General features: G+C 44.0%; 14 protein-coding genes. 13 read left to right on the top strand and 1 reads right to left on the bottom strand.

The features are described 5' to 3' along the window. Nucleotides 1-176 precede the first annotated feature (176 nt). Nucleotides 177-872: a hypothetical protein gene (locus tag A8708_RS09515; protein ID WP_068663244.1), complete on the bottom strand. Its 696-nt coding sequence runs from the start codon at nt 870-872 to the stop codon at nt 177-179. A gap of 278 nt (nt 873-1,150) precedes the next feature. Between A8708_RS09515 and coxB the strand changes: the two genes are divergently transcribed. From coxB to A8708_RS09450, 13 genes are all read left to right on the top strand, one after another. Further along, on the top strand, nt 1,151-2,167 hold the full coding sequence (gene coxB, locus A8708_RS09510; protein ID WP_068663243.1) for a cytochrome c oxidase subunit II: 1,017 nt from the start codon (nt 1,151-1,153) through the stop codon (nt 2,165-2,167). A 66-nt stretch (nt 2,168-2,233) separates the two neighbouring features. After that, nucleotides 2,234-4,069, top strand: a complete 1,836-nt coding sequence (ctaD, locus tag A8708_RS09505; RefSeq protein ID WP_204787507.1) for a cytochrome c oxidase subunit I — start codon at nt 2,234-2,236, stop codon at nt 4,067-4,069. After that, nucleotides 4,066-4,680: a cytochrome (ubi)quinol oxidase subunit III gene (locus A8708_RS09500; protein WP_068663241.1), complete on the top strand. Its 615-nt coding sequence runs from the start codon at nt 4,066-4,068 to the stop codon at nt 4,678-4,680. The genes ctaD and A8708_RS09500 overlap by 4 nt, the downstream gene beginning before the upstream one ends. Continuing rightward, nucleotides 4,681-4,998, top strand: a complete 318-nt coding sequence (locus A8708_RS09495; RefSeq protein ID WP_068663240.1) for a cytochrome C oxidase subunit IV family protein — start codon at nt 4,681-4,683, stop codon at nt 4,996-4,998. 100 nt (nt 4,999-5,098) lie between these two features. Then, nucleotides 5,099-5,956: a cytochrome c oxidase assembly protein gene (locus A8708_RS09490; protein ID WP_068663239.1), complete on the top strand. Its 858-nt coding sequence runs from the start codon at nt 5,099-5,101 to the stop codon at nt 5,954-5,956. A 17-nt stretch (nt 5,957-5,973) separates the two neighbouring features. Further along, nucleotides 5,974-6,429, top strand: coding sequence for a DUF420 domain-containing protein (locus A8708_RS09485; RefSeq protein WP_068663238.1), 456 nt, complete (start codon nt 5,974-5,976; stop codon nt 6,427-6,429). A gap of 228 nt (nt 6,430-6,657) precedes the next feature. Continuing rightward, complete coding sequence (locus A8708_RS09480; protein ID WP_068663237.1) at nt 6,658-8,277, top strand: extracellular solute-binding protein; 1,620 nt, start codon at nt 6,658-6,660, stop codon at nt 8,275-8,277. Nucleotides 8,278-8,457: 180 nt separating this feature from the next. Then, nucleotides 8,458-9,312, top strand: a complete 855-nt coding sequence (locus A8708_RS09475; protein ID WP_239696623.1) for an ABC transporter permease — start codon at nt 8,458-8,460, stop codon at nt 9,310-9,312. A gap of 10 nt (nt 9,313-9,322) precedes the next feature. After that, the gene (locus A8708_RS09470) at nt 9,323-10,204 is read left to right on the top strand and encodes a carbohydrate ABC transporter permease (RefSeq protein WP_068663236.1); all 882 of its coding nucleotides are present in this window, start codon (nt 9,323-9,325) and stop codon (nt 10,202-10,204) included. A 146-nt stretch (nt 10,205-10,350) separates the two neighbouring features. Next, nucleotides 10,351-12,711: a helix-turn-helix domain-containing protein gene (locus tag A8708_RS09465; RefSeq protein WP_068663235.1), complete on the top strand. Its 2,361-nt coding sequence runs from the start codon at nt 10,351-10,353 to the stop codon at nt 12,709-12,711. A 37-nt stretch (nt 12,712-12,748) separates the two neighbouring features. After that, nucleotides 12,749-14,377: an extracellular solute-binding protein gene (locus tag A8708_RS09460; RefSeq protein WP_068663234.1), complete on the top strand. Its 1,629-nt coding sequence runs from the start codon at nt 12,749-12,751 to the stop codon at nt 14,375-14,377. Between the two features lie 104 nt (nt 14,378-14,481). Continuing rightward, entirely contained in the window at nt 14,482-15,387 is a 906-nt protein-coding gene (locus tag A8708_RS09455) for an ABC transporter ATP-binding protein (protein ID WP_068663233.1), read from the top strand. Beyond that, nucleotides 15,380-16,651: an ABC transporter permease gene (locus A8708_RS09450; RefSeq protein ID WP_068663232.1), complete on the top strand. Its 1,272-nt coding sequence runs from the start codon at nt 15,380-15,382 to the stop codon at nt 16,649-16,651. Before A8708_RS09455 ends, A8708_RS09450 begins: the two co-directional genes overlap by 8 nt. The last annotated feature ends 9 nt before the right edge of the window (nt 16,652-16,660 follow it).

Here is a 16,660-nt window from a genome sequence, read left to right as displayed (position 1 = left end):
TAAAGACGATTCCCTCATTGTACAGGAATGAAAGACAAATGAAAACAGGAGCCGCCCCACAAGTAGAAATAAACTACTTTATTAATAGAAGTTTTACATGCTGGTTGTGCTCCAAAAGGCGTGGCAAGACCTCCTAAGTAGAATAAAGCTTCTGTTAGGAGGCCAGCCCTAATCATTTAGTCATGGGGTAATGATTGTGCTGTTCCAAAGACACGCGTTACGGTCTGATTGAAGTCAGTCAGTAGTGGCATAAGGGAACGACCTTGCCAGCTTTCCTGTGCATAACTGTTCATTTTATTAAGAAAATCTCGGTTTGCCGAAATGTAGACATCCATTAGATCAGGCTTAAGTACGCGAAGCTTCTGCGCAATGGCCTCTTTGAACGGATGAGAGAGTAAATCATGATGAATGGCCGTTTCATAACTATTGTAACCTTTATTCAAATCATTAGACGGTAGGGAGTCATCATAGGGATTATCATCGTTATAGAAGCCTTTAGCTGTTCCTTGATTATTTGTCTCTTTGGTCAAGCCCTTCGTGCCAATTGCACTGCTATCCATCATTAATGCGACATAGGCATTCTGATTGGTAATCATAACCAGAGCTGTATTAACCCCGTCCATGGTGTGTAATTGATCCGAAAGATATTGACTGTACTCCAGCTTCGTATTGTTGTGCGTCACTGGGCCGGAGAGTTGCTGTACTTGATAGGATCTATCATTCTGATCTGCCTTTTCGACATGAACGCCAAAATTCGAGCTCGTCGAATCATCACGATCGCCTCTGTACTGTTTACCGCTAGAACCACATGCGGATAATGTGAGCAGTAGGAATATGATTCCACAAATCGGAAAACCTAACTTCCTGAACATAATTAACAGACCTCCCAATGCGATTTATTGTCTATAGGATGAGATGTTTCTGTCTAATTATTCGTGTTCACAAATAAAGGCTTTTATGCATAAAGAGGTGGGTGTATGGAAATAACCATGAAGGGAAATATATCGCTACAGACGCTGTTTAAGAACAATTTGTGAACTCTCCTACAGCGATTGACAAAAAGTTTTCACGAATTTATAGTTATTAAAGTGAATTGACATGGGCATGGCCTTCGTGGTAAAAATATTGTTTTAAAAGTGGGGTTGATACAATGAGTCAATTGAAAAAGTTCTGGCGTCTGCTACCCCTTTTAGCGGTGATGACGTTCATGCTAACTGGGTGCGGAGACCCAACCTTATCTGCTTTAGTGCCAAAAGGTCCTGTGGCGACGGAGCAGCTCTATTTAATGAAATTAAGTCTCTTTATCATGATTTTTGTCGTAATTGTCGTATTTGCGATTTATGTGTACGTTTTAATTCGCTTCCGCAAACGTAAAGGCGACGAAAGTATTCCGAAACAAGTCGAAGGAAGTCATGTTTTGGAGATTATCTGGACAGTAATCCCAATTCTTTTGCTGTTAGTACTTGCGGTGCCAACAGTGTCCTACACGTTCAAACACTCCGAGAATTATAACAAGAACAAAGACGCTATCCATGTGAAAGTCACTGCGCATCAGTTCTGGTGGCAGTTTGAATATCCAGACCTTGGTATCGCAACAGCGCAACAGCTGGTGATTCCTAAGGACAAAATCATTGCGTTTGACGTTGTTTCTGCTGACGTTTCTCACGCATTCTGGGTACCATCCCTAGGTGGTAAAGTAGATACGAACCCAGGTATCCGCAACACGCTTTATTTGCAAGCGGATGAAATTGCAACGTTCCAAGGTAGATGTACAGAGCTTTGCGGAGCTTCCCATGCCTTGATGAACTTTACCGTAGCGTCTAAGTCTGAAGCAGACTTCAATGCTTGGGTTGCCAAAATGAAAGCACCTAATACTGTGCCAGCATCTGCACAAAAGGGTGAAGAGCTTTTCAAAGAAAACTGTATGTCATGTCATGCTGTTAATGCTAGCGGCCCAGGGGTTGCACCTAACCTTAAAGGCTTCGCAGATCGCGATACACTTGCAGGTATCCTTGAGAAGACACCTGAGAACTTAGCATCGTGGATACATAATCCGCAAGAACTGAAACCAGGTAACAAAATGCCAGCTTTCGGTAAAGAAGCTAACGGTAAACTTGATGATACTCAAATTAAAGATATTGTTACGTACTTACAAACATTGAAATAAACTCTTGATGTAAAGGAGGTTCATACGTTGGCTCACTCTCATCCAGTAAAAAAACATACCGGGCTTATGGATTGGCTTACAACCGTCGATCATAAGAAAATCGGTATCCTGTATTTACTAGCGGGCGGCTTCTTCTTCCTCGTAGGAGGACTTGAAGCGATCTTGATTCGGATACAACTCGCTTATCCAGATCAACAAATTTTCGTTGGAGATTCATTTAACCAATTAACAACGATGCACGGAACGACGATGATTTTCTTTGCGGCTATGCCGGTCATCTTCGCTTTCATGAATGCCATCGTTCCACTACAAATTGGTGCAAGGGACGTTGCGTTCCCTTTCGTAAACTCACTCGGCTTCTGGTTATTCTTCGCCGGTGGTGTGCTTATGAACACGAGTTGGTTCTTGGGCGGTGCTCCTGACGCAGGTTGGACGGGATATGCACCTCTATCCTCGATCACCGATGCAAGCTGGGGGGCAACCCTTGAAGGCAATTTGCAAGGAACTGATTTCTACGTTCTTGGTTTGCAAATTGCAGGTATTGGTACGCTAATCGGGGGGATTAACTTCCTCGTCACGATTATCAACATGCGTGCTCCTGGTCTTACATACATGCGTATGCCTATGTTTACATGGTCTGCTTTTGTAACTTCAGGTTTGATCGTTCTTGCTTTCCCGGCAATTACAGTTGCTCTAGTTTTACTTATGTTTGACCGTGTCTTTGGCGGAGCCATCTTCGATGCAGCCAGAGGCGGAAACAACGTACTGTGGGAGCATTTATTCTGGATTTTCGGGCATCCCGAAGTTTACATCTTGATTCTTCCAGCCTTCGGTATTATTTCTGAGATCGTTTCTACATTCTCGAAAAAACGTCTGTTCGGATACAGCTCCATGGTATTTGCAACAGTACTAATCGGATTCTTAGGCTTCATGGTTTGGGTCCACCATATGTTTACATCAGGTTTAGGTCCAGTAGCGAACTCGATCTTCGCGATTGCTACAATGGCCATTGCCGTTCCTACAGGTGTGAAAATCTTTAACTGGTTGTTCACGCTTTGGGGTGGTCAAATCCGTTTCACAACAGCGAACATTTTCGCTACAGCTTTCATTCCAACCTTCGTAATGGGTGGAACAACAGGGGTTATGCTTGCAATTCCAGCGGCTGACTTCCAATACCATGATACGTATTTCGTAGTCGCGCATTTCCACTACGTAATCGTTGGTGGTCTAGTACTTGGTTTGTTCGCAGGTCTTTACTACTGGTGGCCGAAAATGTTCGGTCGTATGCTAAGTGAAGGTTTAGGTAAATTGCATTTCTGGTTGTTCTTCATCGGCTTCCACCTGACATTCTTCCCGCAGCATTTCTTGGGACTAATGGGGATGCCGCGACGTGTTTATACGTATCAACCTGGGTATGACCTCGAAGTTGGTAACTTAGTTTCAACTGTTGGTGCATTCTTAATGGGTATCGGTACGTTAGTTTTCTTAATCAACATCATTACAACTGCAAGAAAACCAATCACAGCTCCTGCAGATCCGTGGGATGGACGCTCCTTGGAGTGGACAATTCCATCACCTGCACCTGAATATAACTTCAAACAAACTCCGCTTGTTCGTGGTTTGGATGCTTTCTGGAAAGAAAAAATGGCTGGTAACAAGCAAATGACGCCAGCTGAACCGATTGGTTCGATCCACATGCCTTCGGCATCGATCTTGCCGCTTGTCATGTCTGTTGGATTGTTCATCGCTGGTTTTGGTTTTATGTACAAAAATTACTATGTAGCTGGGGCAGGGATCATAGTTACTTTCATTGCCATGTTCTTGCGTTCCGTATATGACGATCACGGTTGGCATATTGAACCAGAAGAACTTGAAGATGATCATAAGGGGGTAAAGGCATGAGTAGTCATCACACGGGCGCACTGCCTGCTAATCCGGAAACGGCTACCCTCGAAGGGAAGAATAAAGTTCTTGGTTTCTGGCTTTTCCTTGGTGCAGAGGTTGTATTGTTCGGTTGCTTATTCGCAACTTACATTGCTCTTCGGAACTCTGTTCCGGATGGCCCAACAGCTCAAGAGCTTTTCAAGCTCAAAACAGTTGGTTGGTCAACATTTATTCTCTTAACGAGTAGTTTGACAAGTGTATTCGCAATTATTGCGATGCACCGTCAAAAACTTGGTCAATTGCTAGGCTGGTTAGCAGTTACTGTTTTGTTCGGTCTTTCCTTCTTAGGGATGGAGATCTACGAGTTTTACGAGTACGTGCATGAAGGCCATAAGTTTACGACAAGTGCTTTCTCCACCTCGTTCTATACGTTGGTTGGCTTCCATGGTGCTCACGTAGCATTCGGTGTCTGCTGGATTACACTGTTGATTTTCCAAGGTATGAAGAAAGGTCTTACAGTTGTTACGGCACCTAAATTCTATGTCGCTTCGCTGTATTGGCACTTTATCGACTTAGTTTGGGTATTTATCTTCACAGTTGTTTATCTGATGGGGAAGGTGGGTCACTAAATGAGCAGCAATTCTCATGATACACACGCACCTAGCAAACGAGTGAAGCACGATTCAACACTCAATCACTATTTGACTTACATTATCTCTATTCTACTCACGATGTTGGCATTCGCTGTCGTACTATACGGAGATTTGGATCGTTCGTTTATCTTGATTTTCATCGTATCCCTAGGGATCGTGCAGGCACTTGTTCAGTTGCTTTTCTGGATGCATGCCAAAGAGAGAGGACACTTGTTCCCTCTAATCTTTATCTTCGCAGGAGCATTCGTTGCTCTTACGGGTGTAATCACAGCGGTATATTGGGTTTGGTGGTAAAAAAGATAGAAGAGGCAACTTTGTTAAGACAAAGTGCCTCCTCTTTTTTTAAGTAGAGTTATTCGGAAGTAGTCAGCTTGAAAGGAGATAGGATGCAGGTATGAGTCAGATTGGTGGATTTTTTGATTTGTGGAATCCTGTTTTATTGTTGATCGTCGTTGTAATCGGATATAGTTATGGTCGATTTGTCGTGAATGGCATGGTGAGAGCGAATCAATCAGAGCCAATTTCGATGTCAGCGCAACTTCTCTTCTACGTAGGGCTAGCTTTATTCTATATTGGACAGGGAAGCCCAATTAGCTATATTGGGCATCACTACTTGTTCAGCATGCATATGCTGCAGCAAACGATTCTTTACTTAATCGTACCGATTCTCATTTGGTTAGGAACACCGGCTTGGTTAGTTCGTGCTTGTATGAAAAATGTTGTGTTTCGCGGTCTTTTTACGTTTTTAACACGGCCTCTGATCGCATTATTCATGTTCAATATGCTCTTCTCCATTTACCATATGCCATTTATTATGGATTACTTGATGAAGAATGATGTACCGCTGCTTGCTTATCATACGATGCTCTTAGTGACGGCCTTTATTATGTGGTTCCCGGTATTTTGTCCGCTTCCTGAGCTGAATCGTTTGAACGATTTGAAGAAGATGGCGTATATTTTCGGAAATGGTGTCTTACTGACACCGGCATGTGCACTAATCATTTTCGCAGATACAATTATCTATGATATGTATAGCAATGTCACGGTTCCGTTTGCTCACTTATCGCCACTTGATGATCAACAACTAGGTGGCGTTATTATGAAAATTTTGCAAGAGATTATCTATGGCGCTACGTTAGCTTATATTTTCTTCCGTTGGTATCGCAGAGAGCGTAAGGATGAGGATGAGTTGGATCCACTTCCATCACAAGAAAGCATGAATAACCAAGGCGGGAGCTGGAATCGCGCTTAGAGAAAGGATTACGAAAGATGCACATATTACCCACAATTTCTACGATGTTTATTGTGATTAGTGCCATTTTTGTTGGGTTCGGATGGTATCATATTGTCAAAGGAAACCGGGATACACATGAAAAGCTGATGGTTCTAGGCGCGATATTCGCTTTAGCCTTTTTCATCATTTACATGTCCCGCACCTTGTTTGAAGGAAACACAGCATTTGGTGGACCAGAGAGCTTAAAGCTGCCTTATCATTTGTTTTTGTTCTTCCATATTACGCTGGCTACAATCGGAGGCGTTCTTGGCCTCGTCACACTGTGGTTCGCTTACAAAAAGAAATTCCTTAAACATAAGAAAATCGGTAAAGTTGCCGCATTGGTTTGGCTATTGACAGCACCAACAGGCGTGATGGTTTACGTATTGTTGTATGTCTTGTATCCAGGCGGAACAACGAAGCCAGTTATTGATGCGATTTTCGGTTTGTAAAGGTTAGTTATAGCACGGAATGATGGGTAAGATCATCATTCTGTGCTATTTTTTTGCTTTTCTAAGGGCAGAATTTGTGATTCTGCCCATCGGATTGTAGAAATCACCAATTGAACATGACGAAATGACCATGCCATTCTTCATATTGCTCATAGGTTAATCCGTTGGATTCCACTACGCTTAAGGAAGAGATGCATCTCACCATAACAAGTAGTGGAGGGTCAACGAATGAAGAAAATTTTAGCTTCAACCATGATAGTCATGATGATGGGTACAGCGATTGCCTGTTCCTCGAAGACCGAATCAGTGACAACAACGAGTGAATCACAGTCGCCAGCGACAACTACCGCGACGACGTATCCCATGACTACAGATAAGACACTGACTTATTGGGGAGAGTTGAACGGGAACTTAACAGGTGTGAAAACGACACATGGCGATGTCCCCTTTTTCCAAGAGTGGCAGAAGAAAACAGGCGTTCCGATGAAATTCTTAGCACCTCCTACAGGGCAAGCCAAAGAAGCGCTTAACGTGATGCTTGCATCGGGAGATTTGCCGGATATGATCGAATACAACTTCCTGAGCGATTTCCCAGGTGGACCTGAGAAAGCCATTAAAGATGGTTACATTTTGAAACTAAATGATCTGATTGATAAATACGCGCCTAACCTAAAGAAATACCTGAAAGAGCATCCAGATGTCGACAAGATGGTGAAAACCGATAACGGCAGCTACTATGCGTTCCCTTTCATTCGTGGAGATGAGTACCTGCAGGTCTTCCAAGGCCCGATGATTCGTAAAGACTGGTTAGATGAGTTAGGACTCCCTGTTCCTGAAACGATTGATGACTGGACAACGACACTGAAGGCATTTAAAGAGAAGAAAGGTGCAGCTGCACCACTATCGTTTATCAGCAAACCTAGATTTTTCAATGAGTCCTATAACGGTGCATTCTTAGGTGCATTTGGGGTGAATCGCGGTTTCTATTTGGATAATGGGAAAATTAAATTTGGACCGTCGGAAAGCGGCTTTAAAGAGTACCTCAATACGTTTCACCAATGGTTTCAAGATGGCTTGCTAGATAAGAACATAGCTACGGTGGATAACAAAGCCTTGGACGGCAGCTTCGCTACGGGTGCGACAGGGGCTAGTATCGGAAATGCTGGGGGCGGAATTGGTAAATGGCAGCCACTGATACAAGCCAAAGACCCTAAAGCACAGCTCGTAGCCGCGCCATATCCGGTATTGAAGAAAGGCGATACGCCGAAATTTGGTCAAAAGGATAACCCGTATTCCTCAGGAGGCATTGTCGCGGTAACAGGAAAATCCAAGAACCCAGAATTAGCTGTGAAGATGCTGGATTATGGGTACAGTGAAGCCGGTCACATGTTCTTCAACTTCGGAACAGAAGGTGTTAGCTACGCGATGGTGGATGGCTATCCGAAGTATACGGATTTGCTCATGAAAAATCCAGATAAGTTAGCTCCTGCACAAGCAATGTCTATGTATATTCGCGGCAGCTATAACGGTCCATTCGTCCAAGATAAGCGATATGCGGAGCAATTCTTTGTCCTGCCAACGCAACGCGATGCTATCAATGTATGGAAGAAAACCGATACAGCCAAATACAGCTTGCCGCCGCTTACACCGACACCGGAGGAAAGCTCCGAATACGCGAAAATCATGGGCGACATGAACACGTTAGTGGACGAAATGACATTGAAAATCATTTTGGGCAACGAGCCTGTAGATGGCTTTGAGAAGTATGTGGATAAAATGAAGTCCTTGAATTTAAGCCGGGCTATCGAGATTCAGCAAGCAGCACTTGATCGCTACAACAAGCGATAAGTTTCATGTAGCACTGGGGAGGAGGGGATCCATGATCCCCTGCTCTACAAGTAAACTGGCGAGAGGGTGAGGATGGAGATGGCCAATACACAGCCACTGGAAGGCGTAACACTTACGAAACAACAAACCGCGTCAAATCGGTATATCCGAGATTTTATTGCCAATAAGTATTTGTATCTCATGATGGTACCCGTACTCGCTTATTACCTCATTTTCCATTATGCACCGATGTATGGCGCCTTAATTGCCTTCAAAGAGTATTCACCGATGAAAGGGATTCTAGGAAGTGATTGGGTAGGTTTTAAGCATTTTCATGACTTTTTCAGTTCGTTTTACTTTTGGCGGATATTGAAAAATACATTGGTTATCTCGTTATACTCATTACTATTTGAGTTTCCTGCTCCGATTATTTTGGCGCTCTTGATTAATGAAGTGCGGAGTAAAACGTTCAAGCGGGTCGCCCAAACGATTACGTATATGCCTTATTTTATTTCTCTAGTCGTGATTTGCGGGATCATTACGGACTTTACGAATGCAGATGGTGTCATTAACAATATTGCGATGTCCTTCGGCTATGACGGGCAAGCCATGCTGCAGAAAGCGGAGTTGTTCCGGCCGATCTACATTTTATCCGAGATTTGGCAACGGATTGGTTGGGAATCGATTATATATATTGCTGCGTTAATGAGTATTGATACCGAACAGTATGAAGCTGCACGCATGGACGGTGCAAGTCGATGGAAACAGATGATGTATATTACATTGCCAGGTATTATGCCGACTATTGCGATTATGTTTATTTTGCGTATGGGTAATTTGTTGAATGTGGGCTTTGAGAAAATCATTCTACTCTATAATCCGGTCAGTTATGAAACAGCGGACGTAATTTCCTCTTTCGTCTATCGCAAAGGGTTGCTGGAGTTTGGATGGAGTTACAGTTCGGCTGTTGGCTTATTTAATTCCATTATCAATCTAATCCTACTCATTACAGCGAATTACATTAGTCGTAAAGTAAATGAAAGCAGTTTATGGTGAGGTGATGTTGATGAGAAAAGGACCTAGTTTCGTAGAAAGACTATTCGATATTGCAATTCATTTGATTTTAACGCTGCTTGTCGTAGTTACGTTGTACCCTTTGCTTTACGTATTATTTGCTTCGTTCAGTAATGCGAATGAATTAGTTGCGCACAAAGGCATTCTATATAAATCACTTGGCTTTAGTTGGGAAGCTTATAAAGGGGTGATGAAGAACCCTGGGATTCTTATAGGTTACCGCAATACGATGTTTATCGTTGTGGCTGGCGTGATCGTCAACCTTCTGATGACTGCGCTGGGTGCCTACGTGCTATCTAGGAAAAATGTCATCTGGAATAAGGCATTCATGATCATTATCGTGATCACGATGTTCTTCCACGGGGGCTTAATTCCACTCTATTTGATCGTCAAAAATGTAGGTTTGCTCGACACCCTATGGGCAACGATTATTCCATTCTCCATCTCCACATTTAATTTGATTATTATGCGAACAGCATTTATGGCGATACCAGACAGCCTAGAAGAGTCGGCCAAAATTGATGGGGCCAATCACTTTACGATTTTGTTCCGCATCATCATTCCGCTATCCATGCCCGTTATTGCCGTTATGATTCTGTACTATGCGGTAGATAAATGGAATGGTTGGTTCTACGCCTCGATCTTTATCAAAAACCGCGATCTCTTCCCCTTACAGCTCGTTCTAAGGGAAATCTTAATTTCCAATTCAACAGATGGCATGTCTGTGGGAGCGGATGCAGGGGATCGTTTCCAGATTGGGGAAACCATTAAATATGCGACGATCGTCGTGGCAACATTGCCAATTCTGTGTGTCTATCCATTTGTACAACGCTTCTTTGTCAAAGGGGTTATGGTGGGCTCCCTGAAGGGGTAGAACATGAAAATAGGGATCTAGTAGCGCTTTTATCAATCGGATTTGTCATTTTGGACATTCCTCCCCTTGCGAACAGAGGTATAATAGAGTGAAGGAGACAATCCCTTCAGAGGAATTTTCAGGGTGCGCAGTGGGAGGAGATCCATGTGAAGCTTCGATTTTTTTGGCCTAAAAGGAAGAGTATTATCTTTACTTGGCTGTTATCATACAGTGCCGTATTGTTCGTGCCGATGCTGATGACCATTCTGATTTATTCACAGTCTAGTCATGTGCTCAAAAGTGAAATTCATCGCGCGAATGATTCCTTACTGAAACAAGTCCGTTACACGATCGACACGCAATTCGATTTGATGAAACGGTTGAATATGGAAATTACTTGGAATGCTAAACTTCAAAGTCTGATGTACACCAATGTACGAACCAATGATGATCAATATCTCGCGTTTCAGCTCGTCAAAGAGTTTCGGATGTATCAAACTTCATATGCGACGATCGATGAATTCTATGTGACTTGGGATCAGGAAGCTTCGATTCTCCGTCCAGGCAATATGCGTGATTTGCATACAGCGTTCGATACGATTCACAATACAGGTACTCTCCGATATGAACAATGGCTGGATACAATTCACCAAGCCACGAATAACCAATTTCTGATCCTTCCCCGTGTAGATGCGGGTCCTTCTTCATCCTCTATCGCGTATGTCACACACTTGCCTAAGGATCTGAACGGCAAACAAACGGGTACAGTCGTTGTGATGGCTGATCGAGAGCGGTTCGAGAAGGCCATTGAAAGCATTTCAGGGTTTAGCGGTGGTCAAATCGTCATTCTTAATCATGACAATCAAGTTCTACTCTCCAATGTTCCTGTGACCGTGAACAAGAATCTCATTTTGGACCAATTGCCAGATGAGGACACTGTCACGTATAAACCATCACAGGATGGAGAATCAGAGCTTTTCTATATTCAGTCGGCTGTTTCTGATTTGAAATATGTACTGATCATTCCAAGTCGTATGTATTGGGAAAAGGCGGAGTATGTCCGCAAGTTTACGTATATGAGCATTCTCATCAGCTTATTTGGCGCAGCGGTGCTAACCTGGTTCTTTCTGCGTCGTAATTACTCGCCGATCCAACGTTTGGTGCAATCCATTTCTGACAAAAATGCGTTTGAAGAACGCACAGACGGGAATGAACTGCATTTCATCCAAAGAGTGATCTCTCATACTCGGAATGAGAAAGATCAAATCGCGATGCAGTTGCAATCTCACCATCACGTGCTTCGTTCAAATATGTTAAATCGGCTGTTGAAGGGGCGGATCGATTCGCTCGTATCGTACGAGGAAGCTTTCAAAACTTTTCATATGGATGTGATTTCGAACCATTTCGCGGTTATTCTGTTTGCGGTTGAGAATTCCGATAGTATATCTACGAATTTGCCAGGTATGGACATCAATGAACGTAGAAAATTAATGCAGTTCATCATCACGAATGTTGTTGAAGAACTCACTGGTCATCGCCAGCATGCTGGTTATGTAGCCGAAATCGATGACATGATGGTGTGCTTGGTGAACTTTGCAGAGAAGGATGCAGCAGAACGTAAGGCTGATCTGGATTGGATTGCTGCTGAGGCACAGCGATTTCTGACGCGGTTTCATATGGATTTAACGATATCCATCAGTGGTGTTCACCCTTCTTTGATTGGCGTTGCTGAGGCCTACAGTGAAGCGCTGGACGCGATGGAATATAAGATGGTTCGAGGTAAAAGAGAGATCATTACCTATGATGAGATTCGAATCGACACGGCAGATAAGCTTCAGTTGGGTTATTACTATCCGCTCCAAGTGGAGCAGCAAATCATTAACCTCATCAAAGCAGGAGATATTGAGCAAGCTTCTGCCAGCATGAACGAGATCATGGGGCGTAATTTCGATAAGCCGCTGGTGTCGCTTACTTTGGCCAGATGTCTAATCTTCAATCTTGCAGGTACGATGGTGAAAGCCATGAATGAGCTAGGGGATGGGACTACGCAGCCATGGTTAGGGGACAACCCGTTATGGATGGATAAAATTATTGCCTGCGACACCATTCTCGAAATGCAGCAGGAACTGCAACTGCTTCTCAGAGAGGTATGTGCATTTGCCGCTTCCAAGATAGAAGCGAACCAGACGAAAGAACGCACGGAAACGTTGCGCGAGCTCATCGCGAAAGTCATGCAATACATTGAGGAACAGTATCAAGACGCTAATTTGAATGTAAATACCATCGGTGAGAACTTTGCCTTAAGAGGCAGCTATGTGTCCAAGTTATTCAAGGATCAGACAGGCGAGGGATTACTCGACTACATCACGAAATACCGAATTCAACAGGCGAAGAGGATGATTAGCTATAAGCAAGATTCGATCTCAGAGATCGCGCGGCTAGTCGGCTATAATGAAGTGGCTACCTTTATTCGTGTTTTCAAGAAGTACGAGGGAATAACACCTGGGAAATATAAGGAAATGAACTAATGCGGATCGAGCGATCAGATGTGAGGAGGGGAACAGAATGAGTAGACAGGTTAGCCGCAAAATGCTAATACTTCTAAGTGCAATGACTCTTGGGCTGTCGGCATGCTCTTCTGAGAGCCCGAGCATGCTCACAACGCCGTCAGGGCAGCCAACAGCTTCGGCTAAGGATAAGGAGCAGGTTGTGCCAGCGGCTGCAACGAAGTTGACCTATTGGTCTGAGCTGAATGGGAATGCCGCGAGTGTCAAAGCGAAGTTCAAGGATATTCCCTTTTTCCAAGAATGGCAGAAACGAACTGGGGTCCAGCTGTCCTTCATACAGCCGTCTGCGAATCAAGCCAAAGAAGCGATGAATGTCTTATTAGCCTCTGGCGACTTGCCCGATATGATGGAGTACGAGTGGGACAGCTTCCCTGGCGGGCCGGAAAAGGCGATTAAAGATGGCTATATTTTGAGATTGAATGAAGTCATCGATACGTATGCGCCTAATTTGAAGCAGTACTTAAAGGAACATCCCGAAATCGACAAGCAAATTCGAACCGATGATGGCAGCTATTACGTTTTCCCTTTTATTCGTGGTGATGATAAGCTTCGTACCTATCAAGGGCCTATTATCCGTCAGGATTGGCTTAACGAGCTCGGGTTAGAGGTCCCAACCACGATAGAGGAGTGGCATACAGTGCTCAAGGCATTCAAGGCAAAGAAAGGAATTGCAGCTCCGTTGACATTTCTTGGCGTGCCGAATCCGTTGTTCGGAATTGAGGGAGGTGCTTTTGTAGGCGCATATGGGATTCGCAAAGGCTTCTATCAAGAGAATGGTGAGGTCAAGTATGGTCCCATGGAGAAGGGCTACCAAGACTTCTTGGCTACGTTCCGAGGGTGGTATGAGGAAGGATTAATTGATAAGAATATCGCTTCCGTGGATACCAAAACGATGGACTCCAATATGATTACAGGGCGCAGCGGGGCGACGGTTTGGAATGCGGGTGCTGGTATTGGGAAATGGCAGCCACTCGTGGAGGAGAAAAATAAATCGGCTCTATTTGCGGCAGCTCCCTATCCCGTGCTTCATAAAGGAGATAAGCCGAAATTTGGGCAGAAAAGTTATGATTACGTCGGTACCGGCGGGGTAGCTATTTCGAGTAACAGTAAACATGCGGTAGAGGCAGCCAAGTTACTTGATTATGGATATAGCGACGAAGGTCATATGCTCTTTAATTTCGGCATTGAAGGAACGAGCTACACGTTGAAAGACGGCTATCCAACCTATACGGATTGGATCCTGCGGAATCCAGAGAAGCTGGCACCTTCGCAAGCCTTATCGATGTATACGAGAGCAAGCTATTTCGGGCCATTTGTTCAGGATGTTCGGTATGTGGAACAATATTACACCTTGCCTGAGCAAAGAAAAGCAATTGGGATCTGGGCGGATACGCAAGTTGAATCGTATACGTTACCGCAAATTCCGAAGACGGAACTGGAGAGTGCTGAGTTTTCATCCATTATGTTGGACGTGATGACACTCGTCGATGAGATGTCTCTAAAGATTATTCTCGGCATCGAGCCGCTTGATGCGTTCGATAGCTACGTAAGTAAAATGAAAGCATCCAAAATTGATCGTGCGATTGAGATCCAAAAGTTAGCGTTAAATCGCTATGAGAAGCGTTAGTGGCTTCTCTTTTTTTTATTTCTGCGAAGATAAATTTATTGTTTTTCCATTTTCATGTAAAATAGTGTGGGTAAGCAATTTCATGAGGGAGGCAGGCACAGTTGATGACACACCCTTTGATTGTTCAAGACGTAACGAAGCAGTACGGGGACAAAACCGCCGTGAATCGTATCGGGCTGCAAGTGAAGCAGGGAGAAATCTACGGTTTGCTAGGCGCCAATGGAGCAGGCAAAACGACAACGATGCGGATGGTACTCGGACTTATTTACCCAGATGAAGGTAATATATTGTGGAACGGACAGGGATATCGGGAAGAATTGCGGAGCTTAATGGGGTATTTACCTGAAGAGCGCGGATTGTATCCCAAAGTCAAAATTAGCGAGCAGATCTTATACTTAGCTGAGCTTAAAGGAATGAAACGACGCGATGCAGAGCACAGCTTGAAGATGTGGTTGGAACGATTTGAGGTTCCTGACTATTACAATCGTAAGGTGGAGGAATTGTCCAAAGGAAACCAGCAGAAGATTCAATTCATTGCAGCAATCATTCATAATCCAGAGATTCTTATTCTCGATGAAGCTTTCAGTGGACTCGATCCAGTGAATGTAGAGTTGTTGAAGAAAACGGTGAAAGGCTTGCGCGACGAGGGGAAAACGATTTTATTTTCCAGCCATAGAATGGAGCATGTGGAGGAGCTTTGCCAGAATATCTGTATGTTGCACCGTTCAAACACGATTCTTCAAGGCAATTTAAAAGACATTAAAGCTAGCTTCCCAAAGGAGAGAGTTGTGCTGGAAACAGCGACGAGTGTGGAAGGGTTAGAGAAGGTTCTAGGTGTAACATCGGTGAACGAAAGGCTAAATGGGTACGAGCTTCGTATTGCTAATCCGGAAGCCGCGCAGCGTATTCTGCAATATGCGATGGAACGGTCCACTGTGCAGCGATTTCAGATTATGGAGCCAACCTTGAATGAAATTTTTATCCAGAAGGTGGGAAGCCAGCATGAATAGTATATGGACTGTCATTAAATTTACCTACATGTCTCGCTTTCGTATCAAATCGTTTCAAGTAATGAGTCTAATCTTGCTAATCTTGATATCGCTATTGATTCATCTTCCATCCATTATCCAACAATTTTCATCCGATGAGGCGACGAAAATAGGCATATTTGGCACGAAACAAGAGGCTGTGTCAGCTAAATTAGAGGCATTTTATAATAATCAGCCCAATGCAGAGATACAAATTGTACCTCTTACCGATCAAGGAAGTACTGAAGCTAATGAGGTATTTGGGAAACAGCAAATTGCGGATAAGAAAATCAAGGGATACTTAGAGTTCACGGATGGGAAACAGGGCGGATTCCCGAAGATGATCTATAAATCTACAGGAACATCGGAGAAAAACAAGCTGCAAACGGCTCTTCAGCTAATCAAGACGGATATGGTGCTGCAAGGAGCAGGTCTGCCAGATGCGATTAAAACGGATATTCAAACGCCTGTATCGTTAGAAACGGTACAAATATCTACATCGGATCAAGCTGCTGAAGGCAAAACAGAGTCCCAAATGAGGTTGTCCTATATATTGGTGTATATTCTGCTCTTCATGCTATACATGGGTGCTATTGGATTCGGGAATCTCGTTGCAACGGAAATCACAGCGGAGAAAAGCACGCGCGTCATGGAATTACTCATTACAAGCGTGTCACCACTCAAGCAGATGTTTGGTAAAATCATTGGTATTTGCTTGCTGGCGCTATCACAAATTGCCGCATTAATCGTCGTCGCAGCTCTTAATATCCAATTGAGTGATGCGTCAGCCATCAAGGAACTGAATATTAGCTGGAGTGATTTAGAACTATCACTGATCGTTTATTTCTTAATCTTCTACTTACTCGGATTCTTTATCTATGCGACGATTTTCGCCGCAGTAGGCTCGCTTGTCTCCCGTACAGAGGATGTGGGACCAGCTATTATGCCAGTTACCTACGTCATCGTTGCCGCTTTCATGATTGCGATCTTCGGACTTAATCATCCGAATGCACCGTTCGTGGCAACGATGTCCTTCGTACCATTTTTCTCGCCTATGATTATGTTCTTACGTATCGGAATGAGCTCTCCGCCGTTTTGGCAGGTTGCCCTTTCGATCCTCATTCAACTGCTTTCAATCGGCGCGATGGCTTGGCTCGCTGCGAAGATTTATCGCACCGGCGTGCTGATGTATGGCAAGCGGCCGACGCTTAAGGAGTTGCGCAAGGCGATGCGGGCGTATCGGTAGGGGGAAGGA

Origin of the sequence: Paenibacillus oryzisoli (genome assembly GCF_001653565.1) — a bacterium.
Classification (GTDB): Bacteria; Bacillota; Bacilli; order Paenibacillales; family NBRC-103111; genus Paenibacillus_E; species Paenibacillus_E oryzisoli.
The sequence above is the reverse complement of the archived record's forward strand: the minus strand, read 5'-3'. Positions and strand labels throughout refer to the sequence as shown.

Coding starts and splice junctions, on each gene's coding strand:
- A8708_RS09515 (WP_068663244.1), bottom strand. CDS start 872: ATGTTCAGGAAGTTAGGTTTTCCGATTTGTGGAATCATATTCCTACTG.
- coxB (WP_068663243.1), top strand. CDS start 1,151: ATGAGTCAATTGAAAAAGTTCTGGCGTCTGCTACCCCTTTTAGCGGTG.
- ctaD (WP_204787507.1), top strand. CDS start 2,234: ATGGATTGGCTTACAACCGTCGATCATAAGAAAATCGGTATCCTGTAT.
- A8708_RS09500 (WP_068663241.1), top strand. CDS start 4,066: ATGAGTAGTCATCACACGGGCGCACTGCCTGCTAATCCGGAAACGGCT.
- A8708_RS09495 (WP_068663240.1), top strand. CDS start 4,681: ATGAGCAGCAATTCTCATGATACACACGCACCTAGCAAACGAGTGAAG.
- A8708_RS09490 (WP_068663239.1), top strand. CDS start 5,099: ATGAGTCAGATTGGTGGATTTTTTGATTTGTGGAATCCTGTTTTATTG.
- A8708_RS09485 (WP_068663238.1), top strand. CDS start 5,974: ATGCACATATTACCCACAATTTCTACGATGTTTATTGTGATTAGTGCC.
- A8708_RS09480 (WP_068663237.1), top strand. CDS start 6,658: ATGAAGAAAATTTTAGCTTCAACCATGATAGTCATGATGATGGGTACA.
- A8708_RS09475 (WP_239696623.1), top strand. CDS start 8,458: ATGATGGTACCCGTACTCGCTTATTACCTCATTTTCCATTATGCACCG.
- A8708_RS09470 (WP_068663236.1), top strand. CDS start 9,323: ATGAGAAAAGGACCTAGTTTCGTAGAAAGACTATTCGATATTGCAATT.
- A8708_RS09460 (WP_068663234.1), top strand. CDS start 12,749: ATGAGTAGACAGGTTAGCCGCAAAATGCTAATACTTCTAAGTGCAATG.
- A8708_RS09455 (WP_068663233.1), top strand. CDS start 14,482: ATGACACACCCTTTGATTGTTCAAGACGTAACGAAGCAGTACGGGGAC.
- A8708_RS09450 (WP_068663232.1), top strand. CDS start 15,380: ATGAATAGTATATGGACTGTCATTAAATTTACCTACATGTCTCGCTTT.